The 14,723-nt window shown below is 71.3% G+C and carries 17 protein-coding genes and 1 riboswitch; of the genes, 7 read left to right on the forward strand and 10 right to left on the reverse strand.

All coding sequences use genetic code 11. From position 1 onward, the window contains the following. The first annotated feature begins 81 nt into the window (after positions 1 to 81). From ACAV_RS11165 to ACAV_RS11175, 3 genes are all read left to right on the forward strand, one after another. Positions 82 to 558, forward strand: a complete 477-nt coding sequence (locus ACAV_RS11165; protein WP_013594683.1) for a BON domain-containing protein — start codon at positions 82 to 84, stop codon at positions 556 to 558. Positions 559 to 604: 46 nt separating this feature from the next. Further along, positions 605 to 1,846, forward strand: a complete 1,242-nt coding sequence (locus tag ACAV_RS11170) for a PLP-dependent transferase (protein WP_013594684.1) — start codon at positions 605 to 607, stop codon at positions 1,844 to 1,846. 137 nt (positions 1,847 to 1,983) lie between these two features. Continuing rightward, positions 1,984 to 2,181: a hypothetical protein gene (locus ACAV_RS11175; RefSeq protein ID WP_013594685.1), complete on the forward strand. Its 198-nt coding sequence runs from the start codon at positions 1,984 to 1,986 to the stop codon at positions 2,179 to 2,181. Positions 2,182 to 2,234: 53 nt separating this feature from the next. Here ACAV_RS11175 and ACAV_RS11180 read toward each other — a convergent pair whose 3' ends face one another. Beyond that, positions 2,235 to 2,900 carry an arylesterase gene (locus tag ACAV_RS11180; protein WP_013594686.1) on the reverse strand — a complete coding sequence of 222 codons (666 nt, stop codon included), beginning with the start codon at positions 2,898 to 2,900 and terminating at the stop codon, positions 2,235 to 2,237. 21 nt (positions 2,901 to 2,921) lie between these two features. Here ACAV_RS11180 and ACAV_RS11185 point away from each other — a divergent pair, with 21 nt between their 5' ends. The 4 genes from ACAV_RS11185 to ribB all read left to right on the forward strand — a co-directional run bounded on the left by ACAV_RS11185 (position 2,922) and on the right by ribB (position 6,278). Continuing rightward, entirely contained in the window at positions 2,922 to 3,635 is a 714-nt protein-coding gene (locus ACAV_RS11185) for an ABC transporter ATP-binding protein (protein WP_013594687.1), read from the forward strand. 64 nt (positions 3,636 to 3,699) lie between these two features. Further along, positions 3,700 to 4,452, forward strand: coding sequence for a 23S rRNA (guanosine(2251)-2'-O)-methyltransferase RlmB (gene rlmB, locus ACAV_RS11190; protein WP_011796095.1), 753 nt, complete (start codon positions 3,700 to 3,702; stop codon positions 4,450 to 4,452). A 3-nt stretch (positions 4,453 to 4,455) separates the two neighbouring features. After that, entirely contained in the window at positions 4,456 to 5,196 is a 741-nt protein-coding gene (locus ACAV_RS11195; RefSeq protein ID WP_013594688.1) for an SIR2 family NAD-dependent protein deacylase, read from the forward strand. A gap of 49 nt (positions 5,197 to 5,245) precedes the next feature. Further along, positions 5,246 to 5,429, forward strand: a riboswitch (FMN riboswitch). 147 nt (positions 5,430 to 5,576) lie between these two features. After that, entirely contained in the window at positions 5,577 to 6,278 is a 702-nt protein-coding gene (gene ribB, locus ACAV_RS11200; protein ID WP_013594689.1) for a 3,4-dihydroxy-2-butanone-4-phosphate synthase, read from the forward strand. A gap of 35 nt (positions 6,279 to 6,313) precedes the next feature. On the opposite strand, the gene ACAV_RS11205 is transcribed toward ribB, so the two are convergent. The 9 genes from ACAV_RS11205 to ACAV_RS11245 form a co-directional block, all read right to left on the reverse strand. Next, a complete protein-coding gene (locus ACAV_RS11205; protein ID WP_013594690.1) occupies positions 6,314 to 7,282 on the reverse strand; it encodes an aldo/keto reductase in 969 nt (322 codons plus the stop codon). 82 nt (positions 7,283 to 7,364) lie between these two features. Beyond that, a complete protein-coding gene (locus ACAV_RS11210) occupies positions 7,365 to 7,949 on the reverse strand; it encodes a chromate transporter (protein ID WP_013594691.1) in 585 nt (194 codons plus the stop codon). After that, complete coding sequence (locus ACAV_RS11215; protein WP_013594692.1) at positions 7,946 to 8,554, reverse strand: chromate transporter; 609 nt, start codon at positions 8,552 to 8,554, stop codon at positions 7,946 to 7,948. Before ACAV_RS11215 ends, ACAV_RS11210 begins: the two co-directional genes overlap by 4 nt. A 114-nt stretch (positions 8,555 to 8,668) precedes the next feature. Further along, positions 8,669 to 10,519, reverse strand: coding sequence for an aminopeptidase P family protein (locus ACAV_RS11220; RefSeq protein WP_013594693.1), 1,851 nt, complete (start codon positions 10,517 to 10,519; stop codon positions 8,669 to 8,671). Continuing rightward, positions 10,516 to 11,979, reverse strand: coding sequence for a leucyl aminopeptidase (locus ACAV_RS11225; RefSeq protein WP_013594694.1), 1,464 nt, complete (start codon positions 11,977 to 11,979; stop codon positions 10,516 to 10,518). The genes ACAV_RS11220 and ACAV_RS11225 overlap by 4 nt, the downstream gene beginning before the upstream one ends. 1 nt (position 11,980) lies before the next feature. Continuing rightward, positions 11,981 to 12,406, reverse strand: coding sequence for an ExbD/TolR family protein (locus ACAV_RS11230; RefSeq protein ID WP_013594695.1), 426 nt, complete (start codon positions 12,404 to 12,406; stop codon positions 11,981 to 11,983). 12 nt (positions 12,407 to 12,418) lie between these two features. Beyond that, on the reverse strand, positions 12,419 to 12,838 hold the full coding sequence (locus ACAV_RS11235; RefSeq protein ID WP_013594696.1) for an ExbD/TolR family protein: 420 nt from the start codon (positions 12,836 to 12,838) through the stop codon (positions 12,419 to 12,421). Between the two features lie 2 nt (positions 12,839 to 12,840). After that, on the reverse strand, positions 12,841 to 13,734 hold the full coding sequence (locus tag ACAV_RS11240) for a MotA/TolQ/ExbB proton channel family protein (protein WP_013594697.1): 894 nt from the start codon (positions 13,732 to 13,734) through the stop codon (positions 12,841 to 12,843). 264 nt (positions 13,735 to 13,998) lie between these two features. Beyond that, a complete protein-coding gene (locus ACAV_RS11245) occupies positions 13,999 to 14,721 on the reverse strand; it encodes an energy transducer TonB (RefSeq protein WP_013594698.1) in 723 nt (240 codons plus the stop codon). Positions 14,722 to 14,723: the final 2 nt, after the last annotated feature.

The following is a 14,723-nucleotide window of genomic DNA, read 5'->3' on the forward strand; positions in this document are numbered from 1 at the left end:
AGCTTCGGCTTTGTCCGACCGCGGCGCGCTACGGTCGAGCCTAGAGTTTCGCCATATTCCCGACGCTCCAAGGAGATCGCCATGACGCACGCCCCCACCCCGTCCTCCAGCCCCGCCCGCAGCCCGCGTGTCATCGCCATCCTGTCCGCCACCGCCCTCGCTTTCGGGCTGGCGGCCTGCGACCGCAACGACGGGCAGACCGTCGGCCAGAAGATCGACGCCACCATCGAGCGCACCGGCGAAGCCGCCTCGGATGCGCAGCGCCGCATGGAGGCCGCCGCCACCGAGGCCAGCCAGGCGTCCCGCCAGGCGGCAGCGCGCGCGGCGGAGGTCATGGACGATGCCGGCATCAGCGCCAAGGTCAAGGCCGGTCTGGCCGAAGATCCGGAGCTGAGCGCCATCCGCATCGACGTGGATACCCGCAACGGCATCGTCACCCTGAACGGCCCGGTCAGGAACGACGTGGCGCGCGAGCGCGCGACCCGCATCGCCCAGGGCGTGAAGGGCGTGAACTCCGTGGTGAACCAGCTGACGGTCACCCAGGGCACCACGGGCTGATCCCGGGCTGACCGCGCAGGGAGGCGGGCGGCGATACCATCGCCGCATGACTTCCTCCGCATCCGACGCCACGCCGGGCTCCGGGCCCGACACCCGCCTGATCCACCACGCGTACACGCCGCCGGCCGGCTTCAGCGCGCCGCAGCCGGCCGTGCACAAGGCCTCCACCGTCATCTTCCCGGACGTCGCGGCGATGCGCTCGCGCGAATGGAAGGACAAGACCGGCTACACCTATGGCCTGCACGGCACGCCCACCACCTACATGCTCGAGGAACGCCTCTGCGAGCTGGAGGGCGGCCTGCAGTGCGTGCTGATGCCCAGCGGCCTCGCGGCCATCGCCAACGTGGCGCTGGCGCTGCTGCGCAGCGGCGACGAGGTGCTGATCCCGGACAACGCCTACGGGCCCAACAAGGCGCTGGCCGAGGTGGAGCTGGCGCATTACGGCATCCGCCATGCGTACTACGATCCGCTGGATCCCGCCGACCTGGCGGCACGCATCACGGCCAGCACCCGGCTGGTGTGGCTGGAAGCGCCTGGCTCCGTCACGCTGGAGTTCCCGGATCTGGCCGAACAGGTGCGCATCTGCCGCGACCGCGGCGTGACCACCGCGCTCGACAATACCTGGGGTGCGGGCATCGCCTTCCAGCCCTTCGACCTGCTGGGTGACGGGCAACTGGGCGTGGACATTTCGGTCCATGCCCTGACCAAGTACCCCAGCGGCGGCGGGGACGTGCTCATGGGCAGCGCGATCACCCGCGACCCGGCCCTGCACCTGCGCATCAAGCTCACCCACATGCGGCTGGGCCTGGGCGTGGGTGCCAACGATGCCGAGGCGGTGCTGCGTTCGCTGCCCAGCGTTGGATTGCGGTACCGCGCGCATGACGCGGCGGCGCGCGAGCTGGCCGCCTGGATGGCCGGGCAGTCCGCCGTCGCCCAGGTGCTGCACCCCGCGTTGCCCGGGGCTCCGGGGCATGCGCACTGGGCCGCGCTGTGCGCCCGCGGCACGGGGCAGGGCGCCGCTGCCGGCCTATTCAGCGTGGTCATCGACGAGCGCCATGGCCAGGACCGTGTCGATGCGTTCTGCGACGGCCTGCGGCTCTTCAAGCTCGGCTACAGCTGGGGCGGACCCATGAGCCTGGTGGTGCCCTACGATTTGCCGACGATGCGCGCGCGCCCCACGCAGCACCTGCGGCCCGGCACCGTGGTGCGTTTTTCCGTGGGGCTGGAAAACGTGGAAGACCTGCGCAACGACATCGCTCAGTCGCTCGCCGCCGCGTTTCCTGCCTGACGGGCGGGGCGGCGCTGCCGGCCTGCGGGCCGCCCGACTCGCCATGCCGCATGCCATGCCAGGGCGATGCAAGGGGTCTTGCCGGTCGTGCTGCTACATTGGACCTCCGAACTGCATCCACAAAAGGGGGCTCCACCTTGGCAACACCCAACTACGGCTACGAAAAGCGGCAGCGAGAGCTCGCCAAGAAGAAGAAGAAGGAAGAAAAGGCACTGGCCAAAAACCAGCGCAAGACCGGGGAGCATGCCCCGGAATCCGGAGAGGATGGCGAGGCCGTCTCCGGTGGCGAGGAGGGCGGGACCACCGCTCCGGAAGGCAGCGGCCCGGCCGCCTGACGGGCCCGGCCTTGGCGCCGCAAGGCGCCTGCCCGGCCTCAACGCAACAGGTTTCAGCGCAAGAGCTTGCGCAACTCGGGCCAGACGTTCGCGAGCATGGCCGGATGCGCCTCGGCCCGCGGATGGATCCGGTCGGCCTGGAACAGCGCCGCGGCATCGGGCCGGTCGGCCACGCCCTTGAGCAGGAAAGGCACCAGCGCGGAATCCGTGGCCCTGGCCACGGCCGGGAACACGCCCTCGAACCGCCGGGTGTAGTCCGAGCCGTAGTTGGGCGGCACCTGCATGCCCACGATCAGCACCTTCGCGCCGGCCTTGCGGGAGGCCTCCGCCATGGCCTTGAGGTTCGCCTCGGTGCCCTGCAGCGGCAGCCCGCGCAGCGCGTCGTTGCCCCCGAGCTCGATCACCACGACGGCAGGCTTGTGCTGGGCGAGCAGGCCGGGCAGGCGGGAGCGGCCTCCGGCCGTGGTGTCGCCGCTCACGCTGGCATTCACGACGGTGGCGGGGATCTTCTCCGCGGCCAGCTTCTTTTCCATCAGCGCGACCCAGCCCGAGCCGCGGGCGATGCCGTATTCGGCGCTCAGCGAATCCCCCACCACCAGCACGACGGGCGCAGCTCCGGAAGCCGCAGGCGCGGCCAGCGCCGCCGGGGCGCAAAACCCCAGGAACGCGGCCCCCGCGGCCGCCACGATAAAGTCACGCCGGAACGCATCGCATCGCATCACTGCCACAAAGCACCTTTCATGTCGGAAACACCGCCGGACACCCCAGCCACCACCACCGCCGCCCCGGTCATCGCCGTGGAGCACGTCCACAAGTCGGTGACGGATTCGACCGGCACGCTCGACATTCTGCGGGATATCGATTTCCGGCTCGCTCCCAGGGACACCGTGGCCATCGTGGGCGCCTCGGGCTCGGGCAAGAGCACGCTGCTGTCGATCATCGCGGGGCTCGACACGCCCACGCGCGGCACCGTGCGGCTGGCCGGCGAAGACCTGTTCGCGCTCGATGAGGATGACCGCGCCGCGCTGCGCGCGCGGCGCATGGGGTTTGTGTTCCAGAGCTTCCAGCTGCTGGGCAACCTGACGGCGCTGGAGAACGTGATGCTGCCGCTGGAGCTGGCGCAGCGCCGCGACGCCCGGCCGCTGGCTACCGAGATGCTGGGCCGCGTCGGCCTGGGCCAGCGCCTGGGCCACTATCCGAAGGTGCTGTCGGGCGGTGAGCAGCAGCGCGTGGCGCTGGCGCGGGCCTTCGTGGTGCAGCCGGACGTGCTGCTGGCCGACGAGCCCACGGGCAGCCTGGATTTCGCCACGGGCGAGACGATCATGCGCCTGATGTTCGACCTGAACCGCGAGCAGGGGACCACGCTGGTGCTCGTCACGCACGACCGCGGGATCGCAGCGCAGTGCGACCGGCGCATCACCATCGACGCCGGCCGGATGGTGGCCGGCGCCTGAGGCGGCTCGGCCTTCCTCCGGGCTGGCGGAGGGGCGGGCCCCTGGCGGGCGGATAATCGCGCCCATGTCCTCCAGCCCCAAAGTGCTATTCGGCTTCCACGCCGTGGGCGTGCGCCTGAAGACCGCGCCGCAATCCATCATCGAGATCTACTACGAGGCCACGCGGCGCGATGCGCGCATGCGCCAGTTCCTCGAGCGCGCGAAGGAGGCGGGAGCGCGCCTCATCGAGGCCGATGCGCTGCGCATCGCCAAGCTCGCCGGCAGCCACGGGCACCAGGGCGTGGCCGCCCGGGTGGAAGCCGTCGCGCAGGTCCATTCGCTGGACGAGCTGCTCGAGCAGCTGGAGGCCGACGGCGTCGAGAAGCCGCTGCTGCTGGTGCTCGACGGCGTGACCGATCCGCACAACCTGGGCGCCTGCCTGCGCGTGGCCGACGGCGCCGGCGCCCATGCGGTGATCGCGCCCAAGGACCATGCCGTGGGCATCAACGCCACCGTGGCCAAGGTGGCCAGCGGCGCGGCCGAGACCATGCCGTACTTCATGGTCACCAACCTCGCGCGCACGCTGGGCGAACTCAAGGAACGCAACATCTGGTGCATCGGCACCAGCGACGACGCTCCGCGCACGCTGTATGAAGTGGACCTGAAGGGCCCGGTGGCGCTGGTGCTGGGCGCCGAGGGGGCCGGCATGCGGCAGCTCACCCGCAAGACCTGCGACGAGCTGGTTTCCATCCCGATGCGGGGGGCGGTCGAGAGCCTGAACGTGTCGGTGGCCAGCGGCGTATGCCTCTACGAGGCGCTGCGCCAGCGCGGGGGCTGAGCCATGCCCCAGCAGGATGCCCTCGAGCGCTTGCAGGCCTGGGTGGCCGGGGCGCAGCGCATCCTGGTGCTGACCGGCGCCGGCATGAGCGCGGAATCCGGGGTGCCCACCTTCCGCGATGCCCATACGGGCCACTGGGCGAAGTTCCGCCCGGAGGAGATGGCCAGCGAGGAAGGTTTCCGTGCCCATCCCGGTACGGTATGGACATGGTATGAACACCGCCGGGCCCAGCTGGCCGCGGTGCTGCCCAACGCTGGCCACCTGGCGCTGGCGGATTTCGCGCGCCGACATCCTGGGCGGCTGATGATCGCGACGCAGAACGTGGACGGCCTGCACCAGATGGCCGGCAGCGAGGGGGTGCTCTGCCTGCACGGCGACCTGCGCGCCAACCGCTGGCTGGATGCACCGCTGCCCTGCTGCGATGCCGATGCTGCCGTGCCGGGCTGCCCGCCCAGCTGCGCCACCTGCGGCAATCTCCTGCGGCCGGCGGTGGTCTGGTTCGGCGAGGAACTGCCGGCACGGTTGCTGGAGCAGGCGCAGGACGCGGCCCACGAATGCGACCTGATGCTGGCCGTGGGGACTGCCGGCGTCGTCTATCCCGCTGCCGGCCTGGCCCATGCCGCGCACCGGGCCGGCGCACGCGTGGCCATCGTCAATCCGGAGCCCAGCGCGCTCGACGGGGTGGCGGACCTGCTGGTGCCCGGCACCGCGGCGCGGGTGCTGCCCTTCGTGCTGTCCGCCTGACGCGAGGCGGGGCGGGCGCGGTCCCTCGGGGATGCGCGCTGCATAATCCCCGGGTCTTCAGGGCGGGGTGGAATTCCCCACCGGCGGTAGGCGGTGCGCACCACGGTGCGCGTCGCGAGCCCGCGAGCGCTCCCGCCGCCTGGCGGGAGGTCAGCAGACCCAGTGCGAGGTGGCCGCCGCGGCCGCCTCCAGTCTGGGGCCGACGGTCACAGTCCGGATGAAAGAAGATGCTGCCGGCCGGCTGGCCGCGCGTCCGCGAGGGTGCGCTGCCAGGGGCCGCGCCGTGCCATGCGCGCCGTGCTGCGGCGGAGCATGCGGCGGCGCATGGCCGGCGGCATGCGATGCCTTGGAGCGTTCTTTTCCAACCAAGGAGCGTTTCCATGAATTTCCCCGTCACTTCCCCTGCCGCGCCGTGCAACGCTGCGGCCAGCGCACCAGGGCCCGCCGGAGGCGGCGTGCCGCTGGCCTCCATGGCGGACGTGCTCGCGCAGATCGCCGCCGGGCGGCCTGTCCTCGTGCTCGACGATGCCGACCGCGAGAACGAGGCCGACCTGGTCTGCGCCGCCGAGAACATGGCCGAATCCACCATGGCGCTCATGATCCGCGAGGGCAGCGGCATCGTGTGCCTCTGCCTGCCCCCGGACCACGCCCGGGCGCTCGGCCTGCGGCCCATGGTGGAAGTGAACCGGTCGTCGTTCGCCACCGCGTTCACCCAGTCCATCGAGGCCGCGTGGGGCGTGTCCACCGGCGTCTCGGCGGCGGACCGCCTGCAGACCGTCCGGTGTGCCCTGCGCGTGCCCCCGGCCGGCGCTGCGCCGGAGGTGGTCAGCCCCGGGCACGTGTTCCCGCTGGTGGCCCGCCCGGGCGGGGTACTGGAGCGCGGCGGCCATACGGAATCGGCCGTGGACCTCGCGCGCCTGGCCGGGCTGCGTCCAGCCGGTGTGCTGTGCGAGCTGATGAATCCCGACGGGACGATGGCGCGCGGCGCGGACGTGGCGCGGTTCGCGCATGCGCACGGGCTGCTGTGCACCACGGTGCAGTCGCTGGCGGCGTACCGCCTCGCCATCGGTGACGCACGTTGAACGCAGGGCCCGGGCGCACGGCCTGGGCAGCATCTTCAGGCCTCGGCGGGGGATTCCTCGCTGGCCTGGCTCAGCGCTTCCAGCGCGTCGGCGTCGAGCTGCAGGTGCGCGGCGCGCACGAGGTCCTGCAGCTGCTCCAGCGAGGTCGCGCTGGCGATCGGCGCGGTGATGGCGGGCTGGGCCATCTGCCAGGCAATGGCGACCTGGCCGGGCGTGGCTTCGTAGCGCTCTGCCACCTCGTCGAGCTCGGCCAGGATGCGCAGGCCGCGCGGATTGAGGTATTTCTCCACCGTCCTGGCGCCGCGCGCGCTCTTGGAGGCGTCGGCTTCGCTGCGGTACTTGCCGGTGAGGAAGCCGGCGGCCAGGGCATAGAAATTGATGACGCCCACCTGTTGTTCCAGGCACAGCGGCTGCAATTCCTCCTCGAACACGGCGCGGTCGTACAGGTTGTAGAGCGGCTGCAGCGATTCATAGCGCGGCAGGCCCAGCCGCGCGCTGGTGGCGAGCGCCTCCGACAGGCGGGCCGCCGTGTGGTTGGACGCACCGATGGCGCGCACCTTGCCTTCGCGGATCAGGTCGGCATAGGTGCCCAGCGTGTCCTCGAGCGGCGTGGAGGGATCGTCGTCGTGCGACTGGTAGAGGTCGATGTAGTCGGTGTGCAGGCGGCGCAGCGAATCCTCGACCGCGCGGCGGATGTAGTCCGGCTTGAGGCCGACCTTGCCGTCGCCCATGTCCTTGCCCACCTTGGTGGCAAGCACGATACGGTCCCGCTTGCCGGTGCGCTTGAGCCACTGGCCGATCAGGGCCTCGGATTCACCCCCCATGTGGCCCGGGTTCCAGCGCGAGTAGACATCGGCCGTGTCGATGAAATTGAAGCCCGCATCCAGCCAGGCGTCGATCAGCGAGAACGTGGTCGGCTCGTCCACAGTCCAGCCGAACACATTGCCGCCGAAGCACAGCGGGGAAACCTGCAGGCCGGAGCGGCCGAGGGGGCGTGATTGCATGGGTCGAGTCTCCTGGAGTGGCTGGTCCGGACCATTGTTGCGGCGCCGCACGGCTCCCGGGACGCGCAGTTGTAAGAACCTGTCAGATCCAGCCCAGGGCACCGAGCACGGCCCCCGCGCCGAGCAGCCACAGCAGGTGGATGCGCGTGCGCCAGACGAGCAGCATGCACGCGGCCGAGACGATCCACAGCCGCCAGCTCTGCGCGATGCCGCCGTGCGCGCTGCAGAGCACGAAGGCGGTGGCCAGCAGCAGGCCCAGCACGACCGGTGTCATGCCCTGCTTGAAGGCGCGCACGGCCCGCATGCCGCGGTGGCGGTGCGCCCAGCGCGCGGCGGCCCAGGTGAGCAGGCTGCTGGGCAGCATGACGCCCACGAGGCAGAGCACCATGCCGAGCAGACCCAGGGCCCAGCCGCCCGCGTTGAGTCCCACGTTCCAGCCCAGCAGCCCGATGAACAGCACGTTCGGTCCGGGCGCGGCCTGAGCGATGGCGATGGAGGCGTTGAACTGCGGATCGGTCAGCCAGGCGTGCCGGTCCACGAGGAAGCGGTGCATGTCCGGGGCGGTGGCGATGGCCCCGCCCACGGTCAGCAGGGACAGCGAGAGGTAGTACGAGAACAGGTGCAGCCAGTCGGCCGGCTGCAGCGCCAGGGTGGCGGCGGGCGTCATGCGGGCAGCTTCCGCCAGGTCAGCGCGCAGGCCGCGCCGCCGATCGCCAGCAGCACCACGGCCAGCGGCCACTGCAGCACCGCCATGGCCACGAACGTCAGCGCGGCCAGCGCCGCGCCCCCTGCGGCGCCGAGCGGGTGCGTGCGCAGCGCCACCGCCATGCGCAGGGCCACGCCAGCCACCAGGCCCGCGGCCACGGCGCCCATGCCGCGCAGGGCGCCCGCCACGGCCGGATGGGTGGAGAACCGCGCATACGCCACCGCCAGGCACAGCAGCACCAGCAGGGGCAGCAGCAGCATGCCCGCGAGGGCCGACAACGCGCCGCGCCAGCCGAAGTAGCGGTCGCCCACCATCACGGCGAGGTTCACCACGTTGGGCCCCGGGAGGATCTGCGCCACGGCCCAGTCCTCGATGAACTCCTCGTTCGTCAGCCAGCCCTTGCGGTCCACCAGCTCGCGCTGCACCACAGCGAGCACGCCCCCGAATCCCTGCAGGGCCAGCCAGGTGAAGGACCAGAACAGTTCCCTGCAGTCGCGCGGGGCGGGGCGCGCGGGTCGGTGGTCGGCGGGATCGGAACCGGGATCGGGGTCGGCGTGGGGTGGCATGGGTGGAGCAGAGTGCGGGCCGGCATGGGCCGGGACGGCCCGCATCGTACGCCGGAGCACGGCTTTGCGCTGGTGTCGCGCAGCCTTGCCGCGGGGCGGAAAGCGGCCCCTCCTTCAGCGCAGGACGGGCCGGGTGCGCTCCACGAGCCACTGGCGGGCCCGGCGCGCGCGTTCGTCCTGCGGGGATGCGAATTCCGGGAGCAGCGCCTCGCGCACCGTGGCGTGGTATTGGTCGATCCAGCGCACTTCCGCGTCCGTCAGCCGGTCGAGGCAGAGGCAGTCGAGGTCGATGGGGCACAGCGTCAGCGTCTCGAAAGCCATGAAGCGGCCGAAGGCGTTTTCCCCCTTGTCTATCGCCAACAGCAGGTTCTCGATGCGCACGCCCCACTGTCCGGGACGGTAGATGCCCGGTTCGACCGAGGTGACCATGCCGGGGAGCAGGGCCGAGTCGGCGTTCGCCTCGGCACGCACCGAGATGGACTGGGGGCCTTCATGCACGTTGAGGTACCAGCCCACGCCGTGTCCCGTGCCGTGGCCGTAGTCGATGTGCTCGCGCCAGAGCGGTGCCCGGGCCACGGCATCGATCATGGGGGCGCGGGTGCCGTGGGGGAAATGCAGCGTCGATAGCGCGATCAGGGCCTGGAGCACCAGGGTGCAATCGCGGCGCTGCGCGTCGCCGGGCGTGCCCACGGCCACCATGCGGGTGATGTCTGTGGTGCCGCCGGTGTACTGGCCCCCGGAGTCGATGAGCAGCAGGCCATTGCCTGCGATGCGGGCATGGGCACGGGCCGTGGCCACGTAGTGCGGCATGGCGCCGTTGGCGTTGAAGGCGGCGATGGTGGCGAAACTGGGCCCCACGAAGCCCGGCCGGCGCATGCGTGCAGCGGTGATGCCGGCGTCGATGTCCAGCTCGGTGGGCGCGGCACCGCCCTGGAGTTGTTCCTGCAGCTCCGCGAAGAACTCCGCGAGGGCCACGCCGTCCTGCACCATGGTGCGCCGGATGGCGGCGGCTTCCGCGTCGCTCTTGCAGGCCTTCATCAGCGCGCAGGGGTTGGTGCCCTGGCGCAGCGATGCATCCTGCGGCAGGGCCTGGACATGGCCGGCCGTGGTGCGGCGGGGGTCGATCAGCACGGAGGCGCCGGGCGCGAGGGAGCGCAGCGCCTCGCGCGCGCCGGCATAGGGCGCCAGCGCGATGCCTTCCGACGCGAGTGCCTGCCGCACGTCGACCGGCATGCGGGTGGGATCGATGAACAGGGTGGCGCCCTGCGGGCCGACCAGCAGGTGGGCAAGGAACACGGGGTTGTAGGGCACGTCGCTGCCGCGCAGGCCCAGCAGCCAGGCGATTTCGTCCAGGGCGGACACGAAGTGCCAGTCGGCGCCGTGGGCCTGCATGCGCTCGCGCAGCCAGCGCATCCGGTCGGCGCGTTCGTGGCCCTGGGCCCCCGGGGGCAGGGCGGCGATGGGCCCCGCGGGCAGGCCCGGCCGGCCGGGCCAGGCGCCCGCCAGAGGGTCGATGTCGGTGCGCAAGGGGTTGCCCCGGGAGCGGCAGAGGGCTTCGAGCTGCTCCAGGACCGGCAGGGACAGCACGTCGGCATCGACCGCCACCGTTCCGCCGGGGCCAGCGAGGCTGCACAGGGATGCAAGGTCTTCGCGGAGCACGCCCGGCACCGCCTTGCGCAGGGCGATGCCGCTGCCCTGCAACTGGCGTCCGGCCTGCTCCCAGTAGCGGCTGTCCACCCAGAGTTCGGCCGCCTGCGCGCCGACGACCAGCGAGCCCGCGGAGCCATCGAAACCGCTCAGCCAGCGGCGGCCCTGCCAGCGCGCGGGCAGGTACTCGGAGAGGTGCGGATCGGACGAGGGGACCAGGCAGGCGGCGATGCCGCTGGCCGCCAGGTGCCGGCGCAGGCGCAGCAGCGGCGTGTCCAGGGCGAGGACGTCCATGGGCGACCGGACGGGGGCGTTCACGGCGCGGTCCGGTCGATCAGGTACTGCGCCAGCAGGGGCACGGGCCGGCCGGTGCCGCCCTTGTCCTTGCCGCTCTTCCAGGCCGTTCCCGCGATGTCCAGGTGCGCCCAGCGCCCCTGGACGAAGCGCGAGAGGAAGCAGGCCGCCGTCACGCTGCCTCCGGCGCGTCCTCCGATGTTGGCCAGGTCCGCGATGGGCGACTTCAGCTGCTCCTGGTAGGCGGCGTCCAGCGGCATGCGCCAGGCGGGGTCGTCCACCTTGTCGCCCGCGGCGACCAGCGCGTTGCCCAGCGCATCGTCGTTGGCATAGAGGCCGCTGCGTACATGGCCCAGGGCGATCACGCAGGCGCCGGTCAGCGTGGCGACGTCGATGGTCACCTCCGGTTCGAAGCGCTGCTGGGCGTAGGTGAGCGCGTCGCAGAGGATGAGGCGGCCCTCGGCATCGGTGTTCAGCACTTCGATGGTGGTGCCGCTCAGGCTGCGGACCACGTCGCCGGGCTTCAGCGCATTGCCCGCCGGCATGTTCTCGCAGGCCGCGATCACCGCCACCAGGTTGACCTTGAGCTTCATCTCGGCACAGGCACGCAGGGTGCCCAGCACGCTGGCGGCACCGCACATGTCGTACTTCATCTCGTCCATGGCCTCGCCGGGCTTGAGCGAGATGCCGCCCGAATCGAAGGTCACGCCCTTGCCGACCAGCGCCACGGGCGGGCGCCTGGCCTTGTCGCCCTGGTAGCGCAGCACGATCAGGCGCGGCTCCTGCAAGGAGCCCTGCGCCACGGCGAGGAAGGAATGCATGCCCAGCGCCTCGATGCCCGCGCGGTCGAACACCTCGACCTCCATGCCCCAGGCCTGGCCCAGCGCCCGGGCCTGTTCCGCCAGGTGGGCGGGGGTGCAGACGTTGGGCGGGGTGTTGCCGAGGTCGCGCACCATCGCCACGCCATGGGAGATGGCCTGCGCCTGGTACAGGCGGGCGTGGATGGCTGCGTGGTGTTCGTCCGATGGCGTGGCGAATCGCAGCGTGCGTTCCGGCGGCACGGGCGCCTTGTCGGTGCGGTAGGCATCGAAGCGGTAGTCGGCCTGCTGCAGTTCGAGGATCGCCTGCACCCACTGCTCCGCATCGTCGCCCAGGGCCCAGACGATCTTGGCGGCGCGGGTCGCGGCGAGCGCGCGGGCTGCGGCGCGCGCCGAAGCGGCCGATGGCGTTTGCGTCGCGCCGGTTCCCACGAGCAGGAGCCGGTGCGCCTGCAGGCCGGCGACGGCATGCAGCAGCACGGTCTGGCCGGCCTTGCCGGCCAGTTCGCCTTCGGCGCGCAACCGGGTCAGCAGGCCCTGGCTGGCCTGGTCGATGGCCTTGGCGAGGCCCTTGAATTTGCCTTCCGCGATGCCGGCGACAAGGCAATCGCAGGGCGTCTGCAGCAGGCGCGCGGGCGTGGGAAAGGAGTTGAGCTGGAAATTCATGTCAGTTGAACTGTTCCTGGCCGGCCAGGCCGACCTTGGTGAGGCCGTGGCGCTTGATGGAAGCCATCACGTGCACCACGGTCGAATAGTTGGCGTTCGCGTCCGGGCGCACCTGCAGTTCCGGGTGGTCGGGCTGCATGGAGGCGGACAGCAGGCGCTCGTTGAGCGTGGCGAGATCGACGGTCTCGTCGTTCCAGCGGATGAGGCTTGCCGGCCCGATGCCGATGCGGACGGTGCGCACCTCCCTGGGCGGCGGGGGCGGGCTGTCCGTGGGCACGGGCAGGTCGAGCTCCACGGTATGCAACTGCATCGGGATGGTGATGATCAGCATGATGAGCAGCACCAGCATCACGTCGATGAGCGGCGTGGTGTTGATCTCCATCATCAGCGCGTTGTCCTGCTTCTTGCCCCTTCTTGGCAGTGCCATGGCGTGTCTCCGTCAGGGGTTGGACATCGGTTCGGTCACGAACCCGAGTTTCTGGATGCCGGCGTCCTGCGCGGCGCGCACGATGCGGCCCACGGGCAGGTAGGTGGCCGAGGCGTCGCCGTACACCTGCACCATGGGCTGCGGCGTGGCGCTGGCCAGTTCGGCGAACCGCTGCCGCAGCACGGGCAGGGAAATGGGCGCGGCGTTCCAGTAGATCGCGCCGTCGCGCGTCACCGACAGGTTGATGTCCTCGATCTTCGCCTGGCGCGGGTCGTTGGTCTCCTTGGGCAGGGCGACGGGCACGGTCTGCGTGGCGACGGGGATGGTGATCAGGAAGATGATCAGCAGCACCAGCATCACGTCCACCAGCGGCGTGGTGTTGATGGACGAGACCAGCGGATCGCCGCCGTCCTGGCCGACGTTCATCGCCATGTTCAGCTCCCCAGGGTGACGGCGGGCTTGCCGCCCAGCAGGGACGTGTGCAGTTCGGTGCCGAAGTCGCGCACCTCGTCCAGCGCGGCCTTGTTGCGGCGCACCAGCCAGTTGTAGCCCAGCACCGCGGGCACGGCGGCTGCCAGGCCGATGGCCGTCATGATCAGCGCTTCGCCCACGGGGCCGGCCACCTTGTCGATGCTCGCCTGGCCCGCCAGTCCGATGGCGGTGAGCGCGTGGTAGATGCCCCAGACGGTGCCGAACAGGCCCACGAAGGGTGCCGTCGAGCCGACGGTGGCGAGTACGGCGAGGCCGCCCTGCAGCCGGTCGCCGACGGCGTCGATGGCCTGCATGACCGACTGGCTCAGCCAGCTGTTGCGATCGACCTGCTGCGTCAGCGGGCCCTCGTACTGCTTCTGCGCGATGAGCCCGGCCTCGGCCACGTAGCGGAACACGCTGCTGTCCGGCAGCGCCTGGGTGGAGGTGCGCAGGTCGCCCCGGTTCCAGAAATCGGCCTGCACCAGGCGCGCCTGGCCATGGACGCGGCGCTGCTCCAGCAGCTTGGTGATGATGACGTACCAGCTGGTGGCCGACATGATCAGCAGGATGAACAGCGTGCCCTTGGACACCATGTCGCCATGCTCCCACATGGCCTTGAAGCCGTACGGGTTCTCCTGGCCCGCCGGACGGGCTGCGGGCGCGGCGGAACGCACTGCAGCGGTGCCGCCGGCATCGGGCGCCGCCTGGGTCGCAGGGGCGGCGGCAGTGGCCGCCGCTTCATTCGTGGTGGCGGCCTGCGCGAACGCAGCCGCCGGCACGGCCAGCAGCGCCAGGGCGCACAGCGGCGCCGCGACCAGGCTGCGCAGGGAAGGGAAGTGGAACGGACGTTGGGACATGGTGGGCTCTCCAGGAAAAGGGGATGGATCGATGAAATGGATGGGCGATGGGCTATCGGGGCGTCACATCGGTGATTCACGGCGTTGGGCATCAGCAGCGCCGCATGAACCAGCGCGGCGCCTCCTGTCCGATGGCCGCGGAGCAGGCCAAGCCAGCAGACGCCGCGGAACCGGCTGCGCCGGGCCGCTGGCGTCGTCCCCCTGCCCGCCGTGCTATGCACGGCGAGAGCGGGGGGAAGCGGCGCAGCCGCTCAGGGGGGTGTTTCACTTCAAGCTGAAGCTGAAGGGAACGCGCACCCGGACCGGCATGCCCTGGCCTTTGCAGCGCAATTCGCGCATGGCCTCCAGCACGGGACCCGCGAACAGGTCGGAACTGGCGCTGGCGATGCGCAGGTTCTCCACCGAGCCGCTGGGCGATACGTTGAATTCGGCCACCACGGTGCCTTCCAGACCCTGGCGTCGCGCCCGGGAGGGATAGCCCACGGCCTGCCGCACGTCGGCGTAGTTGGAACACACCAGTTCGACCGATGCCATGGCCGGTGCCGCAGGCGCCGGAGCCGGTGCGGGCGGGGCCGGTGGCGCGGGCGAGGGGGCCGGGGCCGGTGGCGTTGGCGGAGCAGGCGGCACGGGCGCCGGTGCCGGTGGTTCGGGGGGCGCGGGCGGCACCGGCTCCACGGCCACGCGTTCGGGAGCGGGCCGGGGCGGTGGCGGCGGCTTGGGGGCCGGCGGTTTCGGCGCGGGTGGTGTGGGAGCTGGCGGCTTCGGAGGAGGCGGCGGCGCAGGCGGTGGTGGCGGTGCCTGGATGGCCGGCTCCGGCTTCTTCTCGGCCATCAGGGTGACCAGCAGCGAATCCTTGTCGATCTCCTTCGGGGGCTTGAGGGCCGTGCTGGTCACCAGCACGTAGGCCAGGCCGACGTGCAGGGCGGCGACCATCGCGATGCCCGGCGCGCGTTCCCGCAGGTCTTTCTTCGGGGGCTTTCTGTTCATGG

It is taken from the genome of Paracidovorax avenae ATCC 19860 (assembly GCF_000176855.2).
In the GTDB taxonomy this organism is placed as follows: Bacteria; Pseudomonadota; Gammaproteobacteria; order Burkholderiales; family Burkholderiaceae_C; genus Paracidovorax; species Paracidovorax avenae.

Excerpts from the sequence above, each read along its gene's own strand:
- rlmB (WP_011796095.1), top strand. The coding sequence starts at position 3,700 with ATGTCCTCCAGCCCCAAAGTGCTATTCGGCTTCCACGCCGTGGGCGTG.
- ACAV_RS11170 (WP_013594684.1), top strand. The coding sequence starts at position 605 with ATGACTTCCTCCGCATCCGACGCCACGCCGGGCTCCGGGCCCGACACC.
- ACAV_RS11245 (WP_013594698.1), bottom strand. The coding sequence starts at position 14,721 with ATGAACAGAAAGCCCCCGAAGAAAGACCTGCGGGAACGCGCGCCGGGC.
- ACAV_RS11225 (WP_013594694.1), bottom strand. The coding sequence starts at position 11,979 with ATGAATTTCCAGCTCAACTCCTTTCCCACGCCCGCGCGCCTGCTGCAG.
- ACAV_RS11240 (WP_013594697.1), bottom strand. The coding sequence starts at position 13,734 with ATGTCCCAACGTCCGTTCCACTTCCCTTCCCTGCGCAGCCTGGTCGCG.
- ACAV_RS11210 (WP_013594691.1), bottom strand. The coding sequence starts at position 7,949 with ATGACGCCCGCCGCCACCCTGGCGCTGCAGCCGGCCGACTGGCTGCAC.
- ACAV_RS11215 (WP_013594692.1), bottom strand. The coding sequence starts at position 8,554 with ATGCCACCCCACGCCGACCCCGATCCCGGTTCCGATCCCGCCGACCAC.
- ACAV_RS11165 (WP_013594683.1), top strand. The coding sequence starts at position 82 with ATGACGCACGCCCCCACCCCGTCCTCCAGCCCCGCCCGCAGCCCGCGT.
- ACAV_RS11205 (WP_013594690.1), bottom strand. The coding sequence starts at position 7,282 with ATGCAATCACGCCCCCTCGGCCGCTCCGGCCTGCAGGTTTCCCCGCTG.
- ACAV_RS11195 (WP_013594688.1), top strand. The coding sequence starts at position 4,456 with ATGCCCCAGCAGGATGCCCTCGAGCGCTTGCAGGCCTGGGTGGCCGGG.
- ACAV_RS11230 (WP_013594695.1), bottom strand. The coding sequence starts at position 12,406 with ATGGCACTGCCAAGAAGGGGCAAGAAGCAGGACAACGCGCTGATGATG.
- ACAV_RS11180 (WP_013594686.1), bottom strand. The coding sequence starts at position 2,900 with ATGCGATGCGATGCGTTCCGGCGTGACTTTATCGTGGCGGCCGCGGGG.
- ACAV_RS11235 (WP_013594696.1), bottom strand. The coding sequence starts at position 12,838 with ATGGCGATGAACGTCGGCCAGGACGGCGGCGATCCGCTGGTCTCGTCC.
- ACAV_RS11185 (WP_013594687.1), top strand. The coding sequence starts at position 2,922 with ATGTCGGAAACACCGCCGGACACCCCAGCCACCACCACCGCCGCCCCG.
- ribB (WP_013594689.1), top strand. The coding sequence starts at position 5,577 with ATGAATTTCCCCGTCACTTCCCCTGCCGCGCCGTGCAACGCTGCGGCC.